The 22,211-nt window shown below is 70.1% G+C and carries 25 protein-coding genes and 1 riboswitch; of the genes, 15 read left to right on the forward strand and 10 right to left on the reverse strand.

The window, feature by feature from the left end:
- Positions 1–11 precede the first annotated feature (11 nt).
- From ACZ7M7_RS37315 to ACZ7M7_RS37325, 3 genes are all read left to right on the forward strand, one after another.
- Complete coding sequence (locus ACZ7M7_RS37315) at positions 12–1,130, forward strand: GNAT family N-acetyltransferase (protein WP_472124854.1); 1,119 nt, start codon at positions 12–14, stop codon at positions 1,128–1,130.
- Positions 1,131–1,170: 40 nt separating this feature from the next.
- Positions 1,171–1,608, forward strand: a complete 438-nt coding sequence (locus ACZ7M7_RS37320) for a PPOX class F420-dependent oxidoreductase (protein ID WP_472124857.1) — start codon at positions 1,171–1,173, stop codon at positions 1,606–1,608.
- A gap of 86 nt (positions 1,609–1,694) precedes the next feature.
- Entirely contained in the window at positions 1,695–2,168 is a 474-nt protein-coding gene (locus ACZ7M7_RS37325) for a carboxymuconolactone decarboxylase family protein (RefSeq protein WP_472124860.1), read from the forward strand.
- Positions 2,169–2,210: 42 nt separating this feature from the next.
- On the opposite strand, the gene ACZ7M7_RS37330 is transcribed toward ACZ7M7_RS37325, so the two are convergent.
- Both ACZ7M7_RS37330 and ACZ7M7_RS37335 read right to left on the reverse strand, forming a co-directional pair.
- The gene (locus ACZ7M7_RS37330) at positions 2,211–2,480 is read right to left on the reverse strand and encodes a DUF4031 domain-containing protein (protein ID WP_472124863.1); all 270 of its coding nucleotides are present in this window, start codon (positions 2,478–2,480) and stop codon (positions 2,211–2,213) included.
- The gene (locus tag ACZ7M7_RS37335; protein WP_383607261.1) at positions 2,477–2,875 is read right to left on the reverse strand and encodes a hypothetical protein; all 399 of its coding nucleotides are present in this window, start codon (positions 2,873–2,875) and stop codon (positions 2,477–2,479) included. Before ACZ7M7_RS37335 ends, ACZ7M7_RS37330 begins: the two co-directional genes overlap by 4 nt.
- A gap of 63 nt (positions 2,876–2,938) precedes the next feature.
- Between ACZ7M7_RS37335 and ACZ7M7_RS37340 the strand changes: the two genes are divergently transcribed.
- The 4 genes from ACZ7M7_RS37340 (at position 2,939) to ACZ7M7_RS37355 (ending at position 6,411) form a co-directional block, all read left to right on the forward strand.
- On the forward strand, positions 2,939–3,859 hold the full coding sequence (locus ACZ7M7_RS37340; protein WP_472124866.1) for a MurR/RpiR family transcriptional regulator: 921 nt from the start codon (positions 2,939–2,941) through the stop codon (positions 3,857–3,859).
- A 140-nt stretch (positions 3,860–3,999) separates the two neighbouring features.
- Positions 4,000–4,947 (forward strand): N-acetylmuramic acid 6-phosphate etherase, encoded by a 948-nt coding sequence (gene murQ / locus ACZ7M7_RS37345; protein ID WP_472124868.1) that lies wholly within the window; start codon positions 4,000–4,002, stop codon positions 4,945–4,947.
- Positions 4,948–4,990: 43 nt separating this feature from the next.
- Positions 4,991–5,851, forward strand: coding sequence for an aldo/keto reductase (locus ACZ7M7_RS37350; protein ID WP_472124871.1), 861 nt, complete (start codon positions 4,991–4,993; stop codon positions 5,849–5,851).
- A gap of 26 nt (positions 5,852–5,877) precedes the next feature.
- Positions 5,878–6,411, forward strand: coding sequence for a DinB family protein (locus ACZ7M7_RS37355; protein ID WP_472124874.1), 534 nt, complete (start codon positions 5,878–5,880; stop codon positions 6,409–6,411).
- A gap of 32 nt (positions 6,412–6,443) precedes the next feature.
- On the opposite strand, the gene ACZ7M7_RS37360 is transcribed toward ACZ7M7_RS37355, so the two are convergent.
- Positions 6,444–6,833 carry a hypothetical protein gene (locus ACZ7M7_RS37360; RefSeq protein WP_472124876.1) on the reverse strand — a complete coding sequence of 130 codons (390 nt, stop codon included), beginning with the start codon at positions 6,831–6,833 and terminating at the stop codon, positions 6,444–6,446.
- Between the two features lie 116 nt (positions 6,834–6,949).
- Here ACZ7M7_RS37360 and ACZ7M7_RS37365 point away from each other — a divergent pair, with 116 nt between their 5' ends.
- The 5 genes from ACZ7M7_RS37365 to ACZ7M7_RS37385 all read left to right on the forward strand — a co-directional run bounded on the left by ACZ7M7_RS37365 (position 6,950) and on the right by ACZ7M7_RS37385 (position 10,365).
- Complete coding sequence (locus ACZ7M7_RS37365; RefSeq protein WP_472124879.1) at positions 6,950–7,789, forward strand: helix-turn-helix domain-containing protein; 840 nt, start codon at positions 6,950–6,952, stop codon at positions 7,787–7,789.
- Entirely contained in the window at positions 7,773–7,976 is a 204-nt protein-coding gene (locus ACZ7M7_RS37370) for a DUF397 domain-containing protein (protein WP_472124882.1), read from the forward strand. Before ACZ7M7_RS37365 ends, ACZ7M7_RS37370 begins: the two co-directional genes overlap by 17 nt.
- A 26-nt stretch (positions 7,977–8,002) precedes the next feature.
- Positions 8,003–8,536 (forward strand): DinB family protein, encoded by a 534-nt coding sequence (locus tag ACZ7M7_RS37375; RefSeq protein ID WP_472124884.1) that lies wholly within the window; start codon positions 8,003–8,005, stop codon positions 8,534–8,536.
- Between the two features lie 231 nt (positions 8,537–8,767).
- On the forward strand, positions 8,768–9,643 hold the full coding sequence (locus tag ACZ7M7_RS37380; protein ID WP_472124886.1) for a hypothetical protein: 876 nt from the start codon (positions 8,768–8,770) through the stop codon (positions 9,641–9,643).
- Between the two features lie 152 nt (positions 9,644–9,795).
- Positions 9,796–10,365: a hypothetical protein gene (locus tag ACZ7M7_RS37385; protein WP_472124889.1), complete on the forward strand. Its 570-nt coding sequence runs from the start codon at positions 9,796–9,798 to the stop codon at positions 10,363–10,365.
- Positions 10,366–10,375: 10 nt separating this feature from the next.
- On the opposite strand, the gene ACZ7M7_RS37390 is transcribed toward ACZ7M7_RS37385, so the two are convergent.
- From ACZ7M7_RS37390 to ACZ7M7_RS37400, 3 genes are all read right to left on the reverse strand, one after another.
- Positions 10,376–11,851: an MFS transporter gene (locus tag ACZ7M7_RS37390; RefSeq protein ID WP_472124891.1), complete on the reverse strand. Its 1,476-nt coding sequence runs from the start codon at positions 11,849–11,851 to the stop codon at positions 10,376–10,378.
- 149 nt (positions 11,852–12,000) lie between these two features.
- Positions 12,001–12,861 carry a metallophosphoesterase family protein gene (locus ACZ7M7_RS37395; protein WP_472124894.1) on the reverse strand — a complete coding sequence of 287 codons (861 nt, stop codon included), beginning with the start codon at positions 12,859–12,861 and terminating at the stop codon, positions 12,001–12,003.
- 28 nt (positions 12,862–12,889) lie between these two features.
- On the reverse strand, positions 12,890–14,017 hold the full coding sequence (locus ACZ7M7_RS37400) for an NADH:flavin oxidoreductase (RefSeq protein ID WP_383627033.1): 1,128 nt from the start codon (positions 14,015–14,017) through the stop codon (positions 12,890–12,892).
- A gap of 238 nt (positions 14,018–14,255) precedes the next feature.
- Here ACZ7M7_RS37400 and ACZ7M7_RS37405 point away from each other — a divergent pair, with 238 nt between their 5' ends.
- Entirely contained in the window at positions 14,256–14,669 is a 414-nt protein-coding gene (locus ACZ7M7_RS37405; protein WP_383606995.1) for a cupin domain-containing protein, read from the forward strand.
- Positions 14,670–14,773: 104 nt separating this feature from the next.
- On the opposite strand, the gene groL is transcribed toward ACZ7M7_RS37405, so the two are convergent.
- The 4 genes from groL to thrC all read right to left on the reverse strand — a co-directional run bounded on the left by groL (position 14,774) and on the right by thrC (position 19,020).
- Positions 14,774–16,396, reverse strand: a complete 1,623-nt coding sequence (gene groL / locus ACZ7M7_RS37410; protein ID WP_369271854.1) for a chaperonin GroEL — start codon at positions 16,394–16,396, stop codon at positions 14,774–14,776.
- A gap of 358 nt (positions 16,397–16,754) precedes the next feature.
- Positions 16,755–16,961 carry a cold-shock protein gene (locus tag ACZ7M7_RS37415; RefSeq protein ID WP_007493268.1) on the reverse strand — a complete coding sequence of 69 codons (207 nt, stop codon included), beginning with the start codon at positions 16,959–16,961 and terminating at the stop codon, positions 16,755–16,757.
- Positions 16,962–17,411: 450 nt separating this feature from the next.
- Complete coding sequence (locus ACZ7M7_RS37420) at positions 17,412–17,687, reverse strand: MoaD/ThiS family protein (RefSeq protein WP_148000006.1); 276 nt, start codon at positions 17,685–17,687, stop codon at positions 17,412–17,414.
- Positions 17,688–17,733: 46 nt separating this feature from the next.
- Positions 17,734–19,020 carry a threonine synthase gene (thrC, locus tag ACZ7M7_RS37425; protein ID WP_383606999.1) on the reverse strand — a complete coding sequence of 429 codons (1,287 nt, stop codon included), beginning with the start codon at positions 19,018–19,020 and terminating at the stop codon, positions 17,734–17,736.
- A gap of 18 nt (positions 19,021–19,038) precedes the next feature.
- A riboswitch (SAM riboswitch) is annotated at positions 19,039–19,196 on the reverse strand.
- 159 nt (positions 19,197–19,355) lie between these two features.
- Here thrC and ACZ7M7_RS37430 point away from each other — a divergent pair.
- Together ACZ7M7_RS37430 and ACZ7M7_RS37435 are read left to right on the forward strand one after the other, a co-directional pair.
- Entirely contained in the window at positions 19,356–20,300 is a 945-nt protein-coding gene (locus ACZ7M7_RS37430) for a glucosyl-3-phosphoglycerate synthase (RefSeq protein WP_383607002.1), read from the forward strand.
- 109 nt (positions 20,301–20,409) lie between these two features.
- The gene (locus ACZ7M7_RS37435) at positions 20,410–21,912 is read left to right on the forward strand and encodes an alpha,alpha-trehalose-phosphate synthase (UDP-forming) (RefSeq protein ID WP_472124900.1); all 1,503 of its coding nucleotides are present in this window, start codon (positions 20,410–20,412) and stop codon (positions 21,910–21,912) included.
- Positions 21,913–22,211: the final 299 nt, after the last annotated feature.

The raw sequence follows: 22,211 nt of genomic DNA on the forward strand, positions 1-22,211 counted from the left end.
GCCTGCACGGCATGCGAGACATGGGCGGGGAACGCGTACAGGAAGCCGTGGCGAGCAGCGTGGCGCTGCTGCGGACGGCGGTGGACCGGGACTGGGGTGGGGCGAAGGCCGGCCGGCTGGAGTGGAGTTGCCACAAGACGGCGTTCCACATCGCCGAGGACCTCATCGCCTACGCCGCCAACCTGGCCGGCCGCGCCCAGGACGACTACGTCCCCTTCGAGATCAGCCTCGACGAGGGCACCGGCAACGAAGGTCTGATCCACGTCATCGAGACGACCGGCGCCCTCCTCACCGCCGCCGTCCGCACCGCTCCCCGCGAGGTCCGCGCCTTCCACCCGTACCCCTTCCGCAGCGCGAACCGCGAGGGCTTCGCCGCGATGGGCGTCGCCGAAGTGCTGCTGCACACGCACGACATCGCCGAGGGACTCGGGGTGACGTACGAACCGCCCGCGGAACTGCCCGGGTTCGTCCTCACGACGATCTTTCCGCACGTCCGGCCCGGCTCCGACCCCTGGCGCACGCTGCTCTGGGCCACCGGCCGTGGCGACCGGCCGGGCCGCGCGCCGGTCACCGAGTGGCGCTGGCGCAACAACCTCGTCCTCCCCACCGACCGCCTCACCCTCCAGGGCGTCACCCCCGCGGCCGCCGCCGACCTGAGCGCGGGCGGCGACGGCGGGTTCACGTGGGTCGTCGGCGGCCCCTTCGAGGGGACGCGGGAGGCCGCCGGAATGACGTCGAAGGCGTACGAGGAGGGGGTGCACCGCCCCGAGTTCGGCCTGTTCGTCCTCGTACGGCGGGAGGACGGCCTCGCGGTCGGCGGCATCGGCTTTCACGGCGCCCCCGACGAGGACGGCACGGCAGAGGTCGGCTACGACCTCGTGGAGGGCGTCCGCGGACGCGGCTACGCGAGCGAAGCGCTGAGCGCGCTGTCGGAGTGGGCCCTGGCCCGGGACGACGTACGCCTTCTTCGCGCGGCAATCGATGACGACAACGTCCCGTCGCAGCGCGTCGTCTCCCGCGCCGGATACGTACGCACGACCGTCGAGGAGGAGCGGGCGGTCCAGGAGCAGCACGACATGGACCACTCCCTGCGGCTCTACGTCCGTCGCGGGCACCCCTCGGCCGCCTAGCCTGGGCCGGAGCCGACCCGCACCGCCGCAGGGAGCCGCCATGTCGTTCACCGCCGAGGAGATCGCCTACCTCACCTCGAACCCTCTGGCCCGTCTCGCCAGTCTCTGCGCGGACGAGCAGCCCGACGTGGTGCCGGTGGCCCTGGAGTTCGACGGGACCCACTTCTGGGTGGGCGGGCCCGGCGAGGAGGTCCTCGGCACCCGCAAGTTCCGCAATGTCGTCCGCGGCCGCGACAAGGTGGCCTTCGTCGTGGACGACATGGTCTCCGTCGAGCCGTTCATCGCCCGCGGCATCCGGGTGTACGGCGTCGCGGACGGTCCCGTGGAGCGGGTCGGCATGGTGGGACCCGGCCACTACCTGCGCATCACGCCGACGCTGTCATGGAGCTGGAACCTGTCGGACCCGCCCCGGCCTGCCGGGGAGACCTGGTACCCCATGCGCCGGGCCGAGCACTCCGCCCCGAACCCTCAGCCGTGACCCAGGTCACACCCACGCATGTCACATTGCTCCGAGCCGGTCCGTCATAGCTGTGTAACCACCGACGAACGGCAAGGGAGTTGGCCATGAGCGCCCGACTGAACATCTTCGGAATCCCCAGCGCCGGCAAGGTCATCAAGCACATCACCTCGGCGAGCAAGGTGGTGCACGACTCGACACTGCCGGTCACCACCCAGCACCTGGTGACGCTCCGCGCCAGCCAGATCAACGGCTGCGGCTTCTGCACCGACATGCACAGCAAGGACGCGGTCGCCGCGGGCGAGGACTGGCTGCGTCTCAATATGGTCGCGGCCTGGCGGGAGGCCACCTGCTTCACCGAGGCCGAGCGCGCCGCCCTCGAGCTGGCGGAGGCGGGCACGCGCATCGCGGACGCGGCCGGCGGGGTCTCGGACGAGGTGTGGGACAACGCCGCCAAGCACTACGACGAGGAGCAGCTCGCCTCTCTGGTGTTCCTGATCGGCCTCATCAACGCCTTCAACCGGATGAACGTCCTCATCCAGCAGCCCGCCGGCGACTACCAGCCCGGCCAGTTCGCGTAGCCGGGACCCATCCCGCCGGCCCAGGGGGCGGTCAGGGGGGCGTCAGCCCGCCTCCCGCCCCTTCGGCCTGCGCAACCCCGCCCCCTGCAACAGCCGCACCACTTCACGGCTGCTGACCTCCACGGCACCCGCCCGCACCGCATCGGCATAGCGGTGGGACGGGACGTCGTAGTGGTCCCGCTCGAAGGCCCGCCTCGGCACGCCCAAACCGTCGGCGAACACGTGCAGTTCGTCGTACGACAGGTCGCTCACGAGGTGCGACCACATCCGCCCGTGCCCCGGCCAGGTCGGCGGGTCGATGTAGATCGTCACGCGCTCTCTCCCGAGGGCTGCGCCCCGCCCGCGCCGGCCGCCCCCAGCGACCCCACCGCCGCGACCTTCACCCCCGCCTTGTGGCACACCCAGTGCGGATCGGGCCCCAGCTCCGGCTCGACCTCCAGCGCATGCGGATCGCCGGCGCCGCACACCGGGCACAGCGGCCAGCGCCCGAACCGGTCCAGCAGCGCGTCCTGCACGTCCTGGGCGACCAGCCCGGCCACGAACTCCACGCCGTCCGGCCACTGCTCCACCCACCAACGCCGTTGTACGACCGACTCCTCGACCAGCGACACGACGTCCGCCTCGGCGACCTCGCCCGCGACCAGGTCGGCGAGCACGAGGGCGCGGGCCGTGTGCAGCGCCTGTTCCAGCGGGCTGAGCGGACTGATGGGTTCCATGGTCCTATTGTGCGCACTCTTGACCACGGCACGGGGTGGAAATATTTTTCAAAGGTGACCAATGACGTGAAGGAAACTTTCGGGCGTGCGGGGCCGACCGGTCCGGCCCCGGCGCCCGCCGCCCTCGCGGCCAAGGTGCGCACGCTCGCCCCGTCGATGACCCGCTCCATGCAGCGCGTCGCCGAAGCGGTCGCGAACGATCCTGCCGGATGCGCTGCCCTCACGGTCACCGGCCTGGCCGAACTCACCGGCACCAGCGAGGCCACCGTCGTGCGCACCGCCCGGCTCCTCGGCTACCCCGGCTACCGCGATCTGCGCCTCGCCCTCGCCGGCCTGGCCGCCCAGCAGCAGTCGGGCCGCTCCCCCGCCATAACGACCGACATCGCGGTGGACGACCCGATCGCGGACGTGGTGGCCAAGCTCGCCTACGACGAGCAGCAGACCCTCGCCGACACGGCCGCCGGCCTCGACACCGCCCAGCTCGGCGCGGCCGTATCGGCCGCCGCCGCCGCCCGCCGGATCGACGTGTACGGCGTCGGGGCGTCCGGGCTGGTCGCCCAGGACCTCGCCCAGAAGCTGCTGCGGATAGGGCTCATAGCCCACGCGCACAGCGATCCGCACCTCGCCGTGACGAACGCGGTGCAGCTGCGCGCGGGTGACGTGGCGATCGCCATCACCCACTCCGGGTCCACCGGGGACGTCATAGAGCCGCTGCGCGTCGCGTTCGAGCACGGGGCGACGACCGTCGCCATCACCGGGCGTCCGGACGGGGCGGTCACCCAGTACGCCGACCACATCCTCACGACGTCGACGGCCCGGGAGAGCGAGTTGCGGCCCGCCGCGATGTCGTCCCGTACCAGTCAGCTGCTTGTCGTGGACTGCCTGTTCGTGGGGGTCGCCCAGCGGACGTACGACACGGCGGCGCCCGCGCTGGCCGCGTCCTACGAGGCGCTGGCGCACCGGCACCGTCGTTAGACCGCAGGACCGGAGGGGTGTGGTCGTCTGCGGGACCGTCGTGGCCGGTCGCGCCCGCGCGGCGGTAGCCGCACATTGAACACAGCCCCGCTCCCCCGGGCGTCAGACAGCACTCCGTACCTCAGAAAGAGCCGTCTCTCATGACCTCCGCATCCAACCCCCGTGAGCTTCGCGCCGAGTTGGAGACCCTGACCACCGAGGCGTTCCGCCCCGAGCTCGCCGAGATCGACCGCCTCCCCACCCTGGACATCGCCCGGCTCATGAACGGCGAGGACGCGGCCGTACCCACCGCCGTCGCGCAGCGCCTCCCCCAGATCGCCGCCGCCATCGACGCCGTCGCGGAACGGATGGCACGGGGCGGCCGCCTCATCTACGCGGGCGCGGGCACCGCCGGACGCCTCGGCGTGCTCGACGCCTCCGAGTGCCCGCCCACCTTCAACACCGACCCCTCGCAGGTCGTCGGCCTCATCGCGGGCGGCCCCGAGGCCATGATCGTCTCGGTCGAGGGCGCCGAGGACTCCAAGGACCTGGCCCGCACCGATCTCGACGCCCTCGCGCTCACCCCCATCGACACGGTGGTCGGCATCTCCGCCTCCGGGCGTACGCCGTACGCCATCGGCGCGGTCGAACACGCCCGCACGCAGGGCGCGTTGACGATCGGCCTGTCCTGCAACCCGGACAGCGCCCTGGCATCCGCGGCCGAGCACGGCATCGAGATCGTCGTGGGCCCGGAACTCCTGACCGGCTCGACACGCCTGAAGGCGGGCACGGCCCAGAAGCTGGTCCTCAACATGCTCTCGACGATCACGATGATCCGCTTGGGCAAGACCTACGGAAACCTGATGGTCGACGTGCGAGCCTCCAACGACAAGCTACGAGCCCGCTCCCACCGCATCGTCGCCCTGGCCACGGGCGCCGACGACACCGACATCGAACGCGCCCTGACCGAGGCGGGTGGCGAGGTGAAGACGGCGATCCTGATCCTCCTGGCGGCGGTGGACGGCCCCACGGCCACCGGGCTCCTCGCCGCGGCGAAGGGGCATCTGCGGGTGGCGATGGGCGCGGCCGGGCGGGCGGAGAGCCACTGACCGAGCGCGCCCGTCGTATCAACTCCCCTGTTAGCGTGGCCACATGACGGCACCGAAGACGTTCCGCATCGGCGGCGATCTGGAAGTACGACGGCTCGGGTTCGGCGCGATGCGTCTGGGGTCGGACACCGCTGAGGAACGCGCCGCATGCGTCGCGGTCGCCCGGCGGGCCGTCGAGCTCGGCGTCACGCTGATCGACACGGCGCACCTGTACGGCTGGGGCGCCAACGAGGATCTCCTCGCCGAGGCGCTCCACCCGTACCCGGCCGACCTCGTGATCGCCACGAAGGTCGGCATCCGCCACACCACCTCGGGCGAGGGCTGGCGGCACGCGGGCGAGCCCGCCGACCTGCGCGACCAGGTCGACGAGGCGCTGCGCCGCCTCCGCCTCGACCGCATCGAGCTGCTCCAGATGCACCGCCTGGACCCCGCTGTGCCCCTCCCCGACCAGCTCGGCGCCCTGCGCGACCTGCGCGACGAGGGCAAGATCGGCCGGATCGGCCTGTCCGAGGTGAACGTCGCCGAACTCGCCGAGGCGCGCGCGGTCACGGAGATCGCGAGCGTGCAGAACCGCTACAACCTCCTCGACCGCGAGCACGAGCCCGTACTCGAAGCGTGCGCTGAGGCGGGCATCGCCTTCCTGCCGTGGCGGCCGGTCGCCGCCGGACAGTCGGGGGCGACGGCCGAGATCGCCGCGGTGGCGAAGGAACTGGACGCCACCCCGACCCGGGTCGTCCTCGCCTGGCTCCTCCCCCACTCCCCGGTGATCGTCCCCATCCCGGGGACGAGCAGCATCGCGCACCTGGAGGAGAACGTCGGCGCCGCCGCCGTACGGCTCACCCAGGACCAGTACGACCGTCTGACGCGGAAGTCTGCCCCGTTCGGCAAGGCGGACAGTACCTGACCTAAATGGTTCCTAACGTGAGTCCCATGACCGAGACCACGAGCAACACCGTTACCGACGAGCGCGCCGACCTCCTGGAGACGCTGGCCAAGCACCGGAGTTTCCTGCGCTTCACCACCCGCGACCTCACCGACGAACAGGCGGGACAGCGGACCACGGCCAGCGAGCTGTGCCTCGGCGGCCTGATCAAGCACGTCACGTCGACGGAAGGCAGGTGGGCGAACTTCATCGAGCAGGGCACGTCGGCGATGCCCGACTTCGACTCCATGACCGAGGCCGACTTCGCCCGACGGGCGGACGACTTCCGCATGCTGCCCGGCGAGACGCTGGAAGGAGTACTCGCGGCGTACGAGGAAGTGGCTCACCGAACCGACGAGCTGGTGGCCAAGCTCCCCGACCTGAACGCCTCCCACCCGCTCCCCAAGGCCCCGTGGTTCGAGCCCGGCGCCCACTGGTCGGCCCGCAGGGTGCTGCTGCACATCATCGCCGAGACGGCCCAGCACGCCGGCCACGCCGACATCATCCGGGAGTCGCTCGACGGCCAGAAGAGCATGGGCTGACCGGACGGGTACGTGGTCGCACCGCGGCTGGTTCAGGGCAGCCGGCCCTCCCGGTTGGCGCTCTGAACCTGCGCCCGCAACACCTCCGCCCGCGGTGCGGCCTCCAGCGCCTCCATGGGACAGTCCCACTCCCGCCCACCCCCTACGGGTCGCAACTGCACCCTGCCGCCCACGTGCCCCCTGACCTCGCCGATGCGCCCGTCCCGCGCGTCCACGGCATGACTGCCGACGACCGGCCGCTCCCCGCGCACCACGGACGCGAGCTTCTCGGCGACACGGACGTTGCAGCGCCCGAGATCCACGAGCGGGAACGGCTCGTCACCGGCGCCGGTCACCGGATCCACGCACAGAGACGGCAGTACAACGCCGGCGCCCACCAGGGCCTCCCTCAGGGACACCACGACTTCTTCGGTCGACCGCACCCTTGCCTCCACGTCCACGCTGAGTTTGCGATTCGCAACACAGCGTGTCGGTCGTGTGCCTAACCTGGCCATACGGGACGTCCCAACAACCACGTCCGGTGGACCGGGAGTTGCACATGCCAGGACCGAAGGACCTCGACCCGTCGTCATCGCCGCGGGCGCTACTGGGGGCGGAGCTGCGCCATGCGCGCGAGAAGGCGGGGCTGAGCCAGGAGCAGCTGGGCCAACGGCTGTTCGCGAGCGGCTCGTTCGTCGGTCAGTTGGAGGCCGGGACGCGGCGGATACAGCCGGATCAGGCGCGGGTGTTGGATGAGGCGCTGGGGACGGGGGATTTCTTCCAGCGGAACTGCAGGGCTTCGGCCAGGTCTCGCTATCCCGAGCACTTCGCGGAGGCGGCGGAGGCGGAGGCGGGGGCCGTGGCGATCCGGATGTACGCGCCGATGCTGATCCCCGGGTTGCTCCAGACGCGCGGGTACGCACGGGCTGTGACACGCGCGTATGGCCCAACAGCGCCGGAGGAGAGCGTCGATGAGCGGGTGGATGCCCGGATGGCCCGGACCCGACTACTCGACGACCCAACAGAACCGTTGTTGTGGGCGGTGCTTGACGAGGCAGCACTGCGTAGGGTGGCCGGCGGCCGAGCGGTGATGGCGGAAGCCCTGCGTCACGTCGCGGACCTGGCCCGACGGGGCCGCGTCATTATGCAGGTACTGCCCTTCAGCGCGGGAGCGCACATGGCGATGCAGGGCCCCCTGAAGCTAATGGACTTCGAGGACGCCCCTCCGCTGGTGTACTTCGAGGGCGTCGGCACGGGACGGCTGGAGGACGACCCGGCCACCGCCGCCCACCTGAGGTTCACCTTCGAGCTCCTCGCAGCCTCCGCACACTCGCCGGAGAAGTCCCTAGCCCTCATCGAGGCGTTGGCGCAGGATTACGCCCATGAGGAACATCCCTGACTACGACCTGAGCACGGCCACCTGGCACAAGTCCAGCCACAGCGGCGGGGATGGCGGCGACTGCCTCGAGGTAGCCGACGGCCACCCCGCCCTCGTCCCCGTCCGCGACTCCAAGAACCCCCACGGCCCGAAGCTCGTGTTCCGGGCTTCCGCCTGGGCGGCGTTCGTCAACGCGGTCAGAAACTGACCTAAAGGGTTCCTACCGTAGGTCTCATGATGGAGACCACGAACGAAACCGTCACCGACGAGCGCGCCGACCTCCTGGAGGCGCTGGTCAAGCAGCGGCACTTCCTGCGCTTCACCACCCGCGACCTCACCGACGAGCAGGCGGCAGAGCGGACCACGGCCAGTGAGCTGTGCCTCGGCGGCCTGGTCAAGCACGTCACGTCGGTGGAGCGGCACTGGGCGGACTTCATCCTGGACGGCCCGTCGGCGATGCCCGACTTCACCGCCATGACCGAGGCCGACTGGGCCAAGCGGGCCGACGAGTTCCGGATGCTGCCCGGCGAGACGCTGGAAGGCGTACTGGCGGCGTACGACGAAGTGGCCCACCGGACGGACGAGTTGGTCGCGGCCCTGCCCGACCTGAACGTCACCCATCCGCTGCCCAAGGCTCCCTGGACTGAGCCCGGGGCTCGGATGTCGGCCCGCAGGGTGCTGCTGCACATCATCGCGGAGACGGCCCAGCACTCCGGCCACGCCGACATCATCCGCGAGGCCCTGGACGGCGCGAAGAGCATGGGCTGACGTACCGCCAGAGCCGGCCCGAAGCTCAAGCGACCAGCCCCGAGCCCTCTTTCCGAGGAATGGTGGGAGGGCCTCAACCCACCCTCCCACCCAGCGAGTTGACGTGATGCGTTCGGTTTGCCACGCACAGTCACGATCATCTAGCGTGCCCGCATAACGAACAGCCCCCACCAGGTGCTACCAACACCGGCGGGGGCTTGACCTACGAGATCGAAGGACAAGTTCGATCGCATGGCTGAAGCCAAGCTTAGTGCTGCCTCCCTGCCCGCGCACGCGTCCCCGCACCCGATGGCGAACCCGGGTTACGGCAAACGCTCCGCGCCCGATCAACACCCCCGCACGAACCACGACTTCGCCGCCCTCCCACCCCGCGAAGCCGCCATCGCCGCGTACATCGACCGCCTCCCCGACGGCGCCGACATCTCCGTAAAGACGCTGGCCAAGCAGCTCCCGTACGGACAGTGCGCCCTCCGCACCGCCCTCAACAACCTCCAGCGGGCAGGCCACTTGCGCCGAGGCCGCGAACGGATCACCGGGGAGGGCAGCTCGCGATGGATCACCCGATCGTGGTTCACCCGTACCGCCCGCGACGACGACTGGTGGGCGACGTTCACCCGGGGTGACGTACCGCAGGAGCCCCCGGATCACAGCCCCCGCCCGACCCGCTCCCGCGCGCACATCCTCCTGGCCGCCCTCGGCCGCGAAGTCCCGGCGTTGTCGCTCTCGGAGGCCGAATGCGCGCGTCTCGCGCCTCTGGTCGCCGACTGGTACGCCCGAGGCGCCACCGACACGGACGTACTCCGCGCCCTGACGACCGGGCTCCCCACCCCGGTCCACCACCCGGCCGCCCTCCTCCGCCGCCGCCTGACCGACAAGCTCCCACCCGAACACGCACCGGCCCCACGTCCTCCCCGCCGCATCCTGGAGTGCGCGAACTGCGGAGTGCCCGGCCGTCCGGAGGCCCTGCCGGGCGGCACCTGCGGGGCGTGCCGGGGTGAACGCGCCTCCGGCCGCGACAACGCAGCCCTGCACTCCTCGGCCATCCAAGCCCACGCGGCGGAGATCCGTGCCGCGATGTCCCGACGCCGACAGGGGGCAGGCCTGTGACGAACACCCGGAATCCACTGCACACACCAGCAGGTGTGTACGGTTTTCACATGGACCGTTACGCACTCCGTCCGGCCCGTCGGCGATTCACGACGAGTTCATGACACAAGGAGGCACCTGACCAGGGCCCCCGCAAGCCCCGGAGCCACTGCATGAACCACGCCCAGCTCACCGCCCTCGGCCGAGCCCTCCGCCTCCTCGGCGAGCACGGCGAATCCCTCACCGCCGACACCCCGGACGCCAGACTCCACGAGGTCAAGGCCGACCTCCGCCGTGCCCTCGACCTCCTCGACGAGAGCGTCACCGGCGCCGCCCCCACCACCCGCTGCCCAGAGCACCCGAACGGCCCGGTCGACGAGAACGCCCAGGACCTCTGCCTGCTCTGCGAGACCCGCCGCCGGGCCGCCCGCCGCGCCGAGTACAACGGTGGCCCCGCAGCACCGCGCCCCTCCGACACCGCCCCGTCCCGCTACGGCGTCCGCGGCGACCGCCCCCAGCCCCAGCAGCGCTGGCTGCCGGAGCTGTGGAACGGGCAGGAGTGGCAGCTGTGCGGGACGCCGCGCCGCGACCGCCGGGAGGCCGAGCTGTACATCGCCGCCCAGCGTCGCGGGCCGCGCCCCGCCATGGCCTACCGGCTCGTGCACGAGTTCACCGATTACGAGGTGCTGCGCGTGTGGGGCACGCCGGTGAAGGTCGACATCGAGCCGCTGGGCAACCTGTAGCCGGCAGCCACTACTTGGCCGCCGCTCCCGCCGGCGCCGCCGCCTGCGCCACGGGCTCCTTGACGGCAGCCGGCTCCGCCTTCGGAATGAACGACGCCACCACGAACGCCAGCAACGCCGCCCCGGCGCCCACCGCCAGGACCACCTTGAAGCCGTTCTCGGACGGGAGGGCGTACCCGCCGAGGTTCGTCGTCATCTGGGCGAGGATCACGCCCGCGACGGCGCTCGCCGTGGACGTACCGAGGGAGCGCATCAGCGTGTTGAGGCTGTTCGCGGCGGCCGTCTCCGACGCGGGCACGGCGCTCATGATGAGGGCGGGCATCGAGCCGTAGCCGAACCCGACGCCGGCGCCGATGATGCAGGCGACCAGGACGAAGTGCCAGACCTCGGACATCAGGACGATGTTGAGGCCATAGCCCACGGCGACGATCAGGACGCCGATCATCAGCGTGACCTTCGGTCCCTTGGCCCGCGAGATGGCCGCCGACACCGGTGCCGTCGCCATCATCACCAGACCGGACGGGGCCATGCACAGGCCCGCGACCAGCATCGACTTGCCGAGACCGTAGCCGGTCTGCGCGGGGAGCTGGAGGAGCTGCGGAATGACAAGGCTCATCGCGAACATCGCGAAGCCCACCGCGATCGAGGCCAGGTTGGTGACCAGCACCTGACGCCGGGCGGTCGTCCGCAGATCCACCAGCGGCTGCTCGGTACGCAGCTCCCACCAGCCCCAGGCCGCCAGGACGACGACGGCCGCCACGAAGAGACCGAGCGTCGTACCGCTGGTCCAGCCCCAGTCGGCGCCCTTGGAGATGCCGAGGAGCAGGCAGACCAGTCCGGCCGCCATCCCTGCGCCGCCCACCAGGTCGAAGCGCCCGCCGGTGCGCACCTTCGACTCGGGCACGAAGAGCACCACGCACACCAGCGCCACGACACCCATGCCGGCCGACGTCCAGAACAGCATGTGCCAGTCGAAGTTGTCCGCGATGAGCGCCGCGGCGGGCAGCCCGAGCGCGCCGCCGATGCCGAGGGAGGCGCTCATCAGGGCGGTCGCGGAGCCGAGGCGCTCGGCGGGGAGTTCGTCGCGCATGATGCTGATGCCGAGCGGGATCACACCGGAGGCCAGGCCCTGGAGCGCCCGTCCGACGATCATCGGGACCAGCGCGTCGCTCAGGGCACAGACCACGGAACCGGCCACCAGCAGCATGACGCTGACCAGCAGCATCCGCCGCTTGCCGTACATGTCGCCGAGCCGCCCCATCACCGGCGTGGCGACGGCGGCGGCGAGCAGCGTCGCCGTGACCGCCCAGGCGGTGTCCGACGCCGGGGCGTCGAGCAGGCGTGGCAGCTCGGGGACGATCGGGATGACCAGGGTCTGCATCAGCGAGACGACGATGCCGGCGAAGGCCAGTACCGCCACCACGGCGTCAGGCCTCGGCGGGGCACCGCCCCCGGCCTCGGCGGCAGGGGCAGGGGCGTGGGACATGGCGGGGCCTCCGTCGGCGTACGAACGTGAAGGTACGTAATTGACCAAGGCAACCTTAAGTCAGTTGATTGACTTACTCAAGCGATGCAGGTCACGCCCCGGACCGCCCGAGATCGCCTCGGATCACCCAGGTCAGGCGGGCACCTGGCTCAGGCCCCCCGCTCCACGAACGCCCGCGTCCGCTCCTCGTCCAACTCGTACACCGTCTCGTGCGCCCGGGGATCGCGTGCATGGAAGGTGTGGAACAGCGGCCCGTCCGCCCCGCCCAGCTCCACCAGCGACGCCGAGGCCCCGCGCACCACGCGTTCCGTGCCGGGCGCCGCCGTGAGGTCGATGCGGTTCACGACACCAGGGGTGACCCAGACCGGCACCGCGGCCAGGAAGCCGAGGAGCTGGAGGTGGTAGTGCCCGGTCAGGACGACCTGTACGTCACTACCCCGGATCGCCGTCGCGAGCTCGGCCGGGTCGCGCAGGCCGAAGTGCGGCTGGGTCGCCGATATGTCGAGGGCGATCGGTGGGTGGTGGAGGGCGAGGACGGTGCCCTGCTCGGCCGGGGTGCTCAACACAGCCTTCAGCCAGTCGAGTTGAGCCGCGCTCAGACGGCCGTACACCTTCCCCGTCACCAGCGAGTCCAGCGTGATGAACCGCCGGCCGCCGACGGTGCTCACGGCCGCCCGCTCCCCCGCCTCGGACTCCAGGACCACCTCCGGTTCCGGGTGGCCGCTGCCCAACACCTTCCCGAAGGCGCCGCGCTCGTCATGGTTGCCGGTGGTGTAGAACACGGGCGCGCCCAGGCCGCGGGCGAACTCGCCCACGAGCTCCTTCACGGCCGTATACGCCTCCACCGCACCGTCGTCCGCGATGTCCCCCGTGACGACGATCGCGTCGACGCCCCGCACATGCCTCAGCTCGGCGAGCATCAGGCGGAGCGAGTCGGTGGCATTGACGCCGTATGCGTTGGGGGCGTCGGCCCGTTCGATGTGGGTGTCGGAGAGATGAAGGATCCTCATCTCTCCGACAGTAGCGGCTGGTTGGGCCTCAGCTCAGGGTCTTCAGCGACGCCGCGTCATACGGCGCCAGCTCCTCGAAGCGGCCGCCCAGCACCTTCGCCGCCCACTCGGGGTCCTGGAGCAGCGCCCGGCCGACGGCGACGAAGTCGAACTCCTCCGCCTCCAGACGGTCCAGCAGATCGTCGATGCCCTTGAGCCCGGAGCCCTGGCCGACGAACGCGCCCAGGAACTCGCCGTCCAGGCCGACCGAGCCGACGCTGATGGTGGGCCTGCCGGTCAGCTTCTTCGTCCAGCCGGCGAGGTTGAGGTCGGAGCCGTCGAACTCCGGAACCCAGTAGCGGCGGGTGGAGGCGTGGAAGGCGTCGACGCCGGCCGCGGCGAGCGGGGTCAGGATGGCCTCCAGCTCCTCGGGGGTCTCGGCGAGCCGGGCGTCGTAGGCCTCCTGCTTCCACTGCGAGTAGCGGAAGATGACCGGGAAGTCCGCGGAGACCTTCTCGCGTACGGCGGCCACGATCTCCGCCGCGAACTTCGTACGGGCGACCGGGTCACCGCCGTACGCGTCGGTACGGCGGTTGGTGCCGCCCCACAGGAACTGGTCGACGAGGTAACCGTGGGCGCCGTGCAGCTCCACGCCGTCGAAGCCGATGCGCTCGGCGTCCGCGGCGGCCTGGGCGAACGCGTCGATGACATCGTCGAGGTCACTCTGGGTCATCGCCTTTCCGGTGGGCTCGTCGGAGCCGATGCGCAGGCCCGAGGGGCCGACGGCGGGGGCCTCGGCGTAGGGCGGCTGGCCCTGCTTGCGCACCATGCCGATGTGCCACAGCTGCGGCACGATCGTGCCGCCCGCCGCATGCACGGCCTCGGCGACCTTCGCCCACCCCGCCAGCTGGTCCGCACCGTGGAAGCGCGGCACCCTGTCGCTCTGCCCGGCCGAGTCGTGCCCGACGTACGTGCCCTCGGTGACGATGAGACCGACGCCCGCGGCGGCGCGGCGCGAGTAGTACGACACGACGTCCTCGCCGGGCACGCCGCCCGGGGAGAACATCCGCGTCATCGGCGCCATCGCGATGCGGTTGGGGACGGTCAGACCGTTGATCACGGTCGGCCGGGACAGGATCTGGGCCGCACGGGAGGCGGTGGGCTCGGTGACGGTCACGTGGGGAGCTCCTTGGAAGCGGGATCGGTAAACCGGTCAGTATGTGCACGCGCATTGTTGCACCTTCTTAAGGAACTGCTCGCCGAAGGCTGCGTATTCCGCATCACGCCCCATACGCCGTGACCCCGGCCACACACAGCGCGGCGCGGCCGGGCTCGGCTGCGTTCAGGGAGCGGACTGTCACAGACGGGGAGGCGGTCCGGTCCTTTCTGCGGACACTCCCTGTTTGGAGGAATACATGAGCGCTGAGCACGCACACCTGCCCCCGGGCGTCGAGGTGATCAACACCCTGCCGGAGGCGGCGGCCCGGATTCCGGCGGGCGCCGAGGCCAGGACCATCCGGGTCACCCTGGCGCCGGGTGACCCGGGTGCGCCGCCGCACCGGCACCCGGGGCCGCTCTTCGGCTACGTGACCCAGGGCGAGATCCTCTTTGAGCTGGAGGGGCAGCCGCCCCGGGTGCTCAAGGCCGGTGACGCCCTGTTCGAGCCCGGGGGTGACGTGATCCACTACCAGGGCGCCAACAACCTTCCGGACGCGCAGTCGCAGCTGGTGGTGACCATGTTCGCGCCGCCTGGCTCCCCGGTTCTGACCGTGGTCGGCGCGGAGGAACTGGCCGAACGCCGACACCTCCGGGCTGCCCAGCCAGGATGACCATCGCCGGGTGAGCAAACGCCCGAGGGCGGCACCCCCTGTCGTAACAGGGGGTGCCGCCCTCGCTATGGACGGACCGGGTCCGAGCCTTCTTGCGAAGAGGCTCAGAAGTCCATGTCACCGCCCGGCATACCGCCACCGGCAGGCGCGGCGGCCTTCTCCGGCTTGTCGGCGATGACGGCCTCGGTGGTGAGGAACAGCGCGGCGATCGACGCGGCGTTCTGCAGCGCGGAACGCGTCACCTTCGCCGGGTCGATGATGCCCTCGGCGATCATGTCGACGTACTCGCCGGTCGCGGCGTTGAGGCCGTGGCCGACCGTCAGGTTGCGCACCTTCTCGACGACGACGCCACCCTCGAGACCACCGTTGACGGCGATCTGCTTCAGCGGGGCCTCGAGCGCGAGCTTCACGGCGTTGGCGCCGGTCGCCTCGTCACCCTCGAGCTCCAGCTTCTCGAACACCTGGGAGGCCTGCAGCAGGGCCACGCCACCACCGGCGACGATGCCCTCCTCGACGGCCGCCTTCGCGTTGCGAACGGCGTCCTCGATGCGGTGCTTGCGCTCCTTGAGCTCCACCTCGGTGGCGGCACCGGCCTTGATGACCGCGACACCGCCGGCGAGCTTCGCCAGGCGCTCCTGCAGCTTCTCGCGGTCGTAGTCCGAGTCGCTGTTCTCGATCTCGGCGCGGATCTGGTTGACACGGCCCGCGACCTGCTCGGAGGAGCCGGCACCGTCGACGATGGTGGTCTCGTCCTTGGTGATGACGACCTTGCGGGCCTTGCCCAGGAGGTCCAGGGAGGTGTTCTCGAGCTTGAGACCGACCTCCTCGGAGATGACCTCGCCACCGGTGAGGATGGCGATGTCGTTCAGCATCGCCTTGCGGCGGTCACCGAAGCCCGGGGCCTTGACGGCGACGGACTTGAAAGTGCCGCGGATCTTGTTGACGACCAGGGTCGACAGGGCCTCGCCCTCGACGTCCTCGGCGATGATCAGCAGCGGCTTGCCCGACTGCATGACCTTCTCCAGGAGCGGGAGCAGGTCCTTGACGGAGCCGATCTTGGAGTTGGCGATCAGGATGTACGGGTCGTCGAGCGACGCCTCCATCCGCTCCATGTCGGTGGCGAAGTACGCCGAGATGTAGCCCTTGTCGAAGCGCATACCCTCGGTGAGCTCCAGCTCGAGACCGAAGGTCTGGGACTCCTCGACGGTGATGACGCCTTCCTTGCCGACCTTGTCCATCGCCTCGGCGATGAGCTCGCCGATCTGGGTGTCGGCGGCGGAGATGGAGGCCGTGGAGGCGATCTGCTCCTTGGTCTCGACGTCCTTCGCCTGCTCCAGCAGGGCGGCGGAGACGGCCTCGACGGCGCGCTCGATGCCGCGCTTGAGGGCCATCGGGTTGGCGCCGGCGGCTACGTTGCGCAGGCCTTCCTTGACGAGGGCCTGGGCGAGAACGGTCGCCGTGGTCGTACCGTCACCGGCGACGTCGTCCGTCTTCTTGGCGACTTCCTTGACCAGCTCGGCGCCGATCTTCTCGTACGGGTCCTCGAGCTCGATCTCCTTGGCGATGGAGACACCATCGTTGGTGATCGTGGGGGCGCCCCACTTCTTCTCGAGGACGACGTTGCGACCCTTGGGGCCGAGCGTCACCTTGACGGCGTCCGCGAGCTGGTTCATGCCGCGCTCGAGGCCGCGCCGCGCCTCCTCGTCGAACGCGATGATCTTGGCCATGTGAAGTGGTCCCTCCAGGACTGGGGGTGATTCCTTCGGACCGCGCCCGCGCCCGCGACGGACGGCTCACATGCCTGGTGGTTCCTTGCCCCACCCGGCCTGCGGGCCTCACCGACCCGGTCCTTCTTTGTCACTCTCACCTTCAGAGTGCTAACGCCAATGATTAGCACTCGGGGTAGGCGAGTGCAAGCGGCTCTCGGGTATCGGGCGGCGCGCTCTGCGGTGCGCGAACAGGGGGGCGGGGCCGGGGCCGGACCCGGGCAGGACCCGGACAGACCCGGACATGGCGAAGGGCTCGCACCCCGGGAGGTGCGAGCCCTTCGAAGAAGAACGTCGCTGCTGTTAGTCGACGCGTGCTTCAGCCGGTGGCCAGACGGACCATGTCCGCCTGCGGCCCCTTCTGGCCCTGCGAGATCTCGAAATCGACCCGCTGGCCTTCCTCCAGGGTGCGGTAACCGTCCATCTGGATCGCGCTGTAGTGGACGAAAACATCCGCACCACCGTCGACCGCGATGAAGCCGTACCCCTTCTCCGCGTTGAACCACTTGACGGTGCCCTGAGCCATGCCTAACTCCCCTATTACTGGCCCTTGCACAGATCCACACTTCGCGGATCCGGGTCAGACCTCACCCCCCATCGGTCGGGGGCGTGCGCCGGAACGCGTCGACCGCGGCTGAATGTATCTGCCCAACTGCCGTCTGCAACAGGTCAATCGGACGAGAAATCCGGGCACGACCGGTCGGGAATGTGGGGACAATTCCGCTGACTTCAGGTCAAGTCGGACCCGGCATACGGAAGAAAAGCCGCAAAAAACCCGCACACTTTGGCTACTTCTTGTCGGGCTTGCGGCAGAAATCAAGGGCAGCCGACCAGTGAATCGGCGGCACGTTCCCCAACTGTACCTCGCTCAACCACACAGAATTGCCCCCTCCGCTTCTCTCACGGAGGGGGCAATTCGATGAACTCTCGGTTACCGGTGTTACCGATGGTAATGATCGGTCATTCGGTCAGCCTGTCAGCCACCCGCGACGGCCGGAATGATGGAGACGCCGGCACCGTCCGGAGTCGCGGTCTCCAGACCCTGCTCGAAACGGACGTCGTCGTCATTGACGTACACGTTGACGAACCGACGCAGCTTGCCCTGGTCGTCGAGAACCCGGGCGGCAATCCCGGTGTGGTTCTTCTCCAGGTCGGCGATGACCTCGCCGAGGTTGGCACCTTCGGCGGCGACCTCGGCCTGGCCACCCGTGTAGGTGCGCAGGATGGTGGGGATGCGGACGTTGACGCTCATACGGTGTGACCTCCGGTCAGTGTGCAAGTTCGGTGGGACAGGCTTCTCAGACGAGACCGGCCTCGCGGAACGAGTCCAGGTTGGGACGAATCGTCGCAGTCAGCCCAGTACCGGCCACCGCGTCCAACGTCTTCAGCCCATCGCCGGTGTTGAGCACCACAGTCGTGAGGCTCGGGTCCAGCACACCGCTCTCGATCAGCTTCTTCGTGACACCCACGGTCACTCCGCCGGCGGTCTCCGCGAAGATGCCCTCCGTCCGGGCGAGGATCTTGATCGCGTCGACGACCTGCTCGTCCGTCACGTCCTCCACGAAACCACCTGTGCGGCGGGCGATATCCAGGACGTACGGACCGTCGGCCGGGTTGCCGATCGCCAGCGACTTGGCGATGGTGTTCGGCTTCTGCGGCCGGACGACGTCGTGGCCCGCCTTGAACGCGGTCGACACCGGCGAGCACCCCTCGGCCTGCGCACCGAAGATCTTGTACGGCTTGTCCTCGACGAGCCCGAGCTTGATCAGCTCCTGCAGACCCTTGTCGATCTTCGTGAGCTGCGAGCCGGAGGCGATCGGCACGACCAGCTGGTCCGGCAGCTGCCAGCCGAGCTGCTCGCAGATCTCGTACGCCAGGGTCTTGGAGCCCTCGGCGTAGTACGGCCGCAGGTTGACGTTGACGAAGCCCCAGCCCTCACCGGCCGGGTCGCCGATCAGCTCGGAGCAGAAACGGTTCACGTCGTCGTAGTTGCCCTCGATGCCGACGAGCTCGCCGCCGTAGACCGCGGCCATGACGACCTTGCCCTGCTCCAGGTCGTGCGGGATGAACACGCAGGACCGGAAGCCGGCGCGGGCGGCGGCGGCGCCCACCGCACCGGCGAGGTTGCCGGTGGAGGAGCAGGAGAGGGTGGTGAAGTTGAAGGCGCGCGCGGCCTCGATGGCCTGGGCGACGACGCGGTCCTTGAAGGAGTGCGTCGGGTTGCCTGAGTCGTCCTTGACGAACAGCTTGCCGGCGTCGACGCCGAGCTCGTTCGCGAGGTTGTCGGCCTTGACGAGCTTGGTCCAGCCGGGGTTGATGTTCGGCTTGGTGGCCACGTCGGCCGGGACGGGCAGCAGGGGCGCATAGCGCCAGATGTTCGCGGGGCCGGCTTCGATCCGCTTGCGGAGCTCCTCGGTGTCGTAGGCCGAGAAGTCGTAAGCGATCTCCAGCGGGCCGAAACACTCCTCGCACGCGAAGACCGGTCCGAGGGGTACCCGGTGACCGCACTCGCGGCAGGACAGCGCCGCGGCGGGACCAAGGTCTACGGTGGAGTCGGTGGTGCTTGCAACAGTCTGCACAGCCATGTGAGGCGAGGCCCTTTCTCCTCATCTTCCTCACGACGCATCTCGCCGTGAGACGGATTTGGCACCTTCCCTAGCCGGGAGCCTCGCGGAGACGATCGACAGTGATCGCCACGAGACCGGCTGGAGGGTTGCCGGGGCTTCATCGGGCCGTTTCCCTCTGCCCCTCTGGATGAGCTGTATTCGGTTGTCAACTACGGGCGACCTCGGACATGCGATGGTCACCCGCGTTGTTCAAGACTGTAACCGAAGGCCAGGACAGTTGAGATAGTCGTCCGAACCGCGAGATGGATCACACGATTACCTGCTGTGATCACGACAGTGAGGAGTCGCCGACTGTGCTGGAAGAAGTCGAGCGCTGGCTGAGCACCCGCTCCTGGTCCGCGACCGATCGCCCGCTCCACCACATACTCGCCGCCAAACAGCGTTCAAGCCAGTCGGTTTCCGTCGTGCTGCCCGCGCTGAACGAGGAGGAGACGGTCGGCGACATCGTCGCGATCATCCGTCACGACCTCATGCAGCAGGTCCCGCTGGTCGACGAGATCGTCGTCGTCGACTCCGGGTCCACGGACCGCACCTCCGAGGTGGCCGCCGCGGCGGGCGCCACCGTGGTGCACCGGGACGCGATCCTCCCGCGCGTCCCGGCCGTGCCCGGCAAGGGCGAGGTCCTGTGGCGCTCGCTCCTCGTCACGACCGGGGACATCGTCTGCTTCATCGACGCGGACCTGAAGGAGTTCTCCTCCGACTTCGTCTCCGGGATCGTCGGCCCGCTGCTCACCGACCCCGGGGTCGACCTGGTCAAGGGCATGTACGACCGTCCCCTCGGCGGGGCGGCCGGACAGGGCGGCCGGGTGACCGAGCTGATGGCCCGCCCGCTGCTGAACATGCACTGGCCGCAGCTGGCCGGTTTCGTGCAGCCGCTGGGCGGCGAGTACGCGGCCCGCCGCTCCCTGCTGGAACAGCTCCCGTTCCCCGTCGGGTACGGCGTGGAGCTGGGCATGCTGGTCGACGCCCTGCATCTGGTGGGCCTCGACGCGCTGGCCCAGGTGGACGTGGGCGTCCGCAAGCACCGCCACCAGGACGGACAGGCCCTGGGCCGGATGTCCGCCGCGATCTACCGCACGGCCCAGCTGCGGCTGGCGCGCGGCCATCTCGTCCGGCCGGCGTTGACTCAGTTCGAGCGGGGCGAGGACGGGTTCGAGCCGCGCACGTACTCCGTGGACACCGAGGAGCGGCCGCCGATGGTGGAGATCGCCGAGTACGCGAAACGGAAGGTCGCGTAACGTCCGATACCGGGCCATACGCCGGGCAGGGCCACTGATCGTATACGGACCGGGCCACTGAGTGGAACCGTACGTTTGAGCGTTTCCGGGCCGGGCTAGGTTGAGGCGTATGGCTTCCACGCAGGGTGCTGCCAAGGTGCTGGTCGCGTCGAATCGCGGCCCGGTCTCGTACGAGGTGCGCGAGGACGGCTCGCTGCACTCCAAGAGGGGCGGTGGCGGACTCGTCTCCGGGCTGTCGGCGATCGGGCCGGACGCCGACGCGCTGTGGGTGTGCTCGGCGCTGTCCGACGGGGACCGGGAGGCGGTGCGGCGCGGTGTCGGCGAGGACGGCGTCCTGATGCTGGACGTCCCGGCCGATGTGCACGCGGACGCCTACAACGGCATCGCCAACTCGGTCCTCTGGTTCGTCCACCACATGCTCTACCAGACCCCGCTGGAGCCGGTCTTCGACGCGGAGTTCCGGCGCCAGTGGGAGTCGTACGAGACGTACAACCGTGCGTTCGCGCAGGCGCTGGCCGACCGGGCCGCGCCCGGGGCGGCGGTGCTGGTGCAGGACTACCACCTGTGCCTGGTGCCGGGGATGCTCCGGGAGCTGCGGCCGGATGTCCGGATCGGGCACTTCTCGCACACCCCGTGGGCGCCGCCGGAGTACTTCTCCATGCTTCCGGACGACATCCGCTCGCAGCTCGTATCGGGGATGCTGGGCGCCGACCGGCTGGGCTTCCTCACGTGGCGTTGGGCGCGGGCGTTCATGGCATGCGCCGAGGCCGTGGACCGCGAGCGGTTCTTCCCGTCGTGGCCGAGCGGTGCCCCGGCGTCCGTCCAGCACACGGCGACCGGGCGTCCCCCGCTGCGGACCACGTGGATCGGCGTGCACGGTCTGGGTGCCGACGCGGAGTTCCTGCGCGCCCGCTCCCACGAGGCCGATGTCGAGGAGCGGATCGCCGCGCTGCGTTCGGAGATCGGCACAGCGCCGGACGGCACCGCCCGCCGGACCGTCGTCCGCGTCGACCGGACCGAGCTGTCCAAGAACATCGTGCGCGGCCTGCTGGCCCACCGGCAGCTGCTCGACGACCACCCCGAGTGGCGCGAACGGGTGGTCCACGTGGCGTTCGCCTACCCCTCCCGCCAGGACCTGGCGGTGTACCGGGACTACACGGCCGAGGTCCAGCGACTGGCGGATGAGATCAACTCCGCATACGGCACGGCGACTTGGACCCCGATCGTCCTCCACGTCAAGGACGACTTCGCCCGCTCCCTGGCCGCGTACCGCCTGGCTGACGTGGCTCTCGTCAACCCCATCCGGGACGGCATGAACCTCGTCGCCAAGGAGGTGCCAGTCGTCTCCGACGAGGGCTGCGTCCTCGTCCTGTCCCGCGAGGCGGGCGCCTTCGCGGAACTGGGCGAGGACGCGATCGCCGTCAACCCGTACGACGTGATCGGCACGGCGCGGGCCCTGCACGAGGCGCTGTCCATGGGTCCGGAGGAGCGGGCGGAACGCTCGAAACGGCTGGCGGAAGCAGCTACGGCACTGCCGCCGGCGCAGTGGTTCCTGGAGCAGTTGGGGGCGTTGGAGGACGGAGAGGTGGGGGTGGCCGGCCAGGGGGACTGAGCGGCGGAGCCGGATTCACCTGCTTTCGGGTTGCCTCCCGGCGACCGCCGACAGCGGCTCACTCACGGCGTCTGCCCGCATCGGTGCGTGACGGCGATCGCCCGGCCCGGGCCACCTGCGCGGCGATCCCTCGAACCAGGCCGCCTGAATGCGAACGCTCGCCCCAGCTCGCCTGACCACGGCCGGCTGCAGCGGCTTGCATCGCCCCTGCACGGACGAGTGCCAGCAGCAGCCTCCCCGACGCGATCGCCCGGATCAGGCGCCTGCGCGGCGATCACTCGAACCAGGCCGCCTGACCG

The organism is Streptomyces sp. NPDC111606, from assembly GCF_055656945.1.

Bases quoted from the DNA above. Each gene is read 5' to 3' on its own strand.
- ACZ7M7_RS37315 (WP_472124854.1), top strand. From the start codon at position 12: ATGCGAGACATGGGCGGGGAACGCGTACAGGAAGCCGTGGCGAGCAGC.
- ACZ7M7_RS37320 (WP_472124857.1), top strand. From the start codon at position 1,171: ATGTCGTTCACCGCCGAGGAGATCGCCTACCTCACCTCGAACCCTCTG.
- ACZ7M7_RS37325 (WP_472124860.1), top strand. From the start codon at position 1,695: ATGAGCGCCCGACTGAACATCTTCGGAATCCCCAGCGCCGGCAAGGTC.
- murQ (WP_472124868.1), top strand. From the start codon at position 4,000: ATGACCTCCGCATCCAACCCCCGTGAGCTTCGCGCCGAGTTGGAGACC.
- ACZ7M7_RS37350 (WP_472124871.1), top strand. From the start codon at position 4,991: ATGACGGCACCGAAGACGTTCCGCATCGGCGGCGATCTGGAAGTACGA.
- ACZ7M7_RS37355 (WP_472124874.1), top strand. From the start codon at position 5,878: ATGACCGAGACCACGAGCAACACCGTTACCGACGAGCGCGCCGACCTC.
- ACZ7M7_RS37365 (WP_472124879.1), top strand. From the start codon at position 6,950: ATGCCAGGACCGAAGGACCTCGACCCGTCGTCATCGCCGCGGGCGCTA.
- ACZ7M7_RS37370 (WP_472124882.1), top strand. From the start codon at position 7,773: ATGAGGAACATCCCTGACTACGACCTGAGCACGGCCACCTGGCACAAG.
- ACZ7M7_RS37375 (WP_472124884.1), top strand. From the start codon at position 8,003: ATGATGGAGACCACGAACGAAACCGTCACCGACGAGCGCGCCGACCTC.
- ACZ7M7_RS37380 (WP_472124886.1), top strand. From the start codon at position 8,768: ATGGCTGAAGCCAAGCTTAGTGCTGCCTCCCTGCCCGCGCACGCGTCC.
- ACZ7M7_RS37385 (WP_472124889.1), top strand. From the start codon at position 9,796: ATGAACCACGCCCAGCTCACCGCCCTCGGCCGAGCCCTCCGCCTCCTC.
- ACZ7M7_RS37390 (WP_472124891.1), bottom strand. From the start codon at position 11,851: ATGTCCCACGCCCCTGCCCCTGCCGCCGAGGCCGGGGGCGGTGCCCCG.
- ACZ7M7_RS37395 (WP_472124894.1), bottom strand. From the start codon at position 12,861: ATGAGGATCCTTCATCTCTCCGACACCCACATCGAACGGGCCGACGCC.
- ACZ7M7_RS37405 (WP_383606995.1), top strand. From the start codon at position 14,256: ATGAGCGCTGAGCACGCACACCTGCCCCCGGGCGTCGAGGTGATCAAC.
- groL (WP_369271854.1), bottom strand. From the start codon at position 16,396: ATGGCCAAGATCATCGCGTTCGACGAGGAGGCGCGGCGCGGCCTCGAG.
- ACZ7M7_RS37415 (WP_007493268.1), bottom strand. From the start codon at position 16,961: ATGGCTCAGGGCACCGTCAAGTGGTTCAACGCGGAGAAGGGGTACGGC.
- ACZ7M7_RS37420 (WP_148000006.1), bottom strand. From the start codon at position 17,687: ATGAGCGTCAACGTCCGCATCCCCACCATCCTGCGCACCTACACGGGT.
- thrC (WP_383606999.1), bottom strand. From the start codon at position 19,020: ATGGCTGTGCAGACTGTTGCAAGCACCACCGACTCCACCGTAGACCTT.
- ACZ7M7_RS37435 (WP_472124900.1), top strand. From the start codon at position 20,410: ATGGCTTCCACGCAGGGTGCTGCCAAGGTGCTGGTCGCGTCGAATCGC.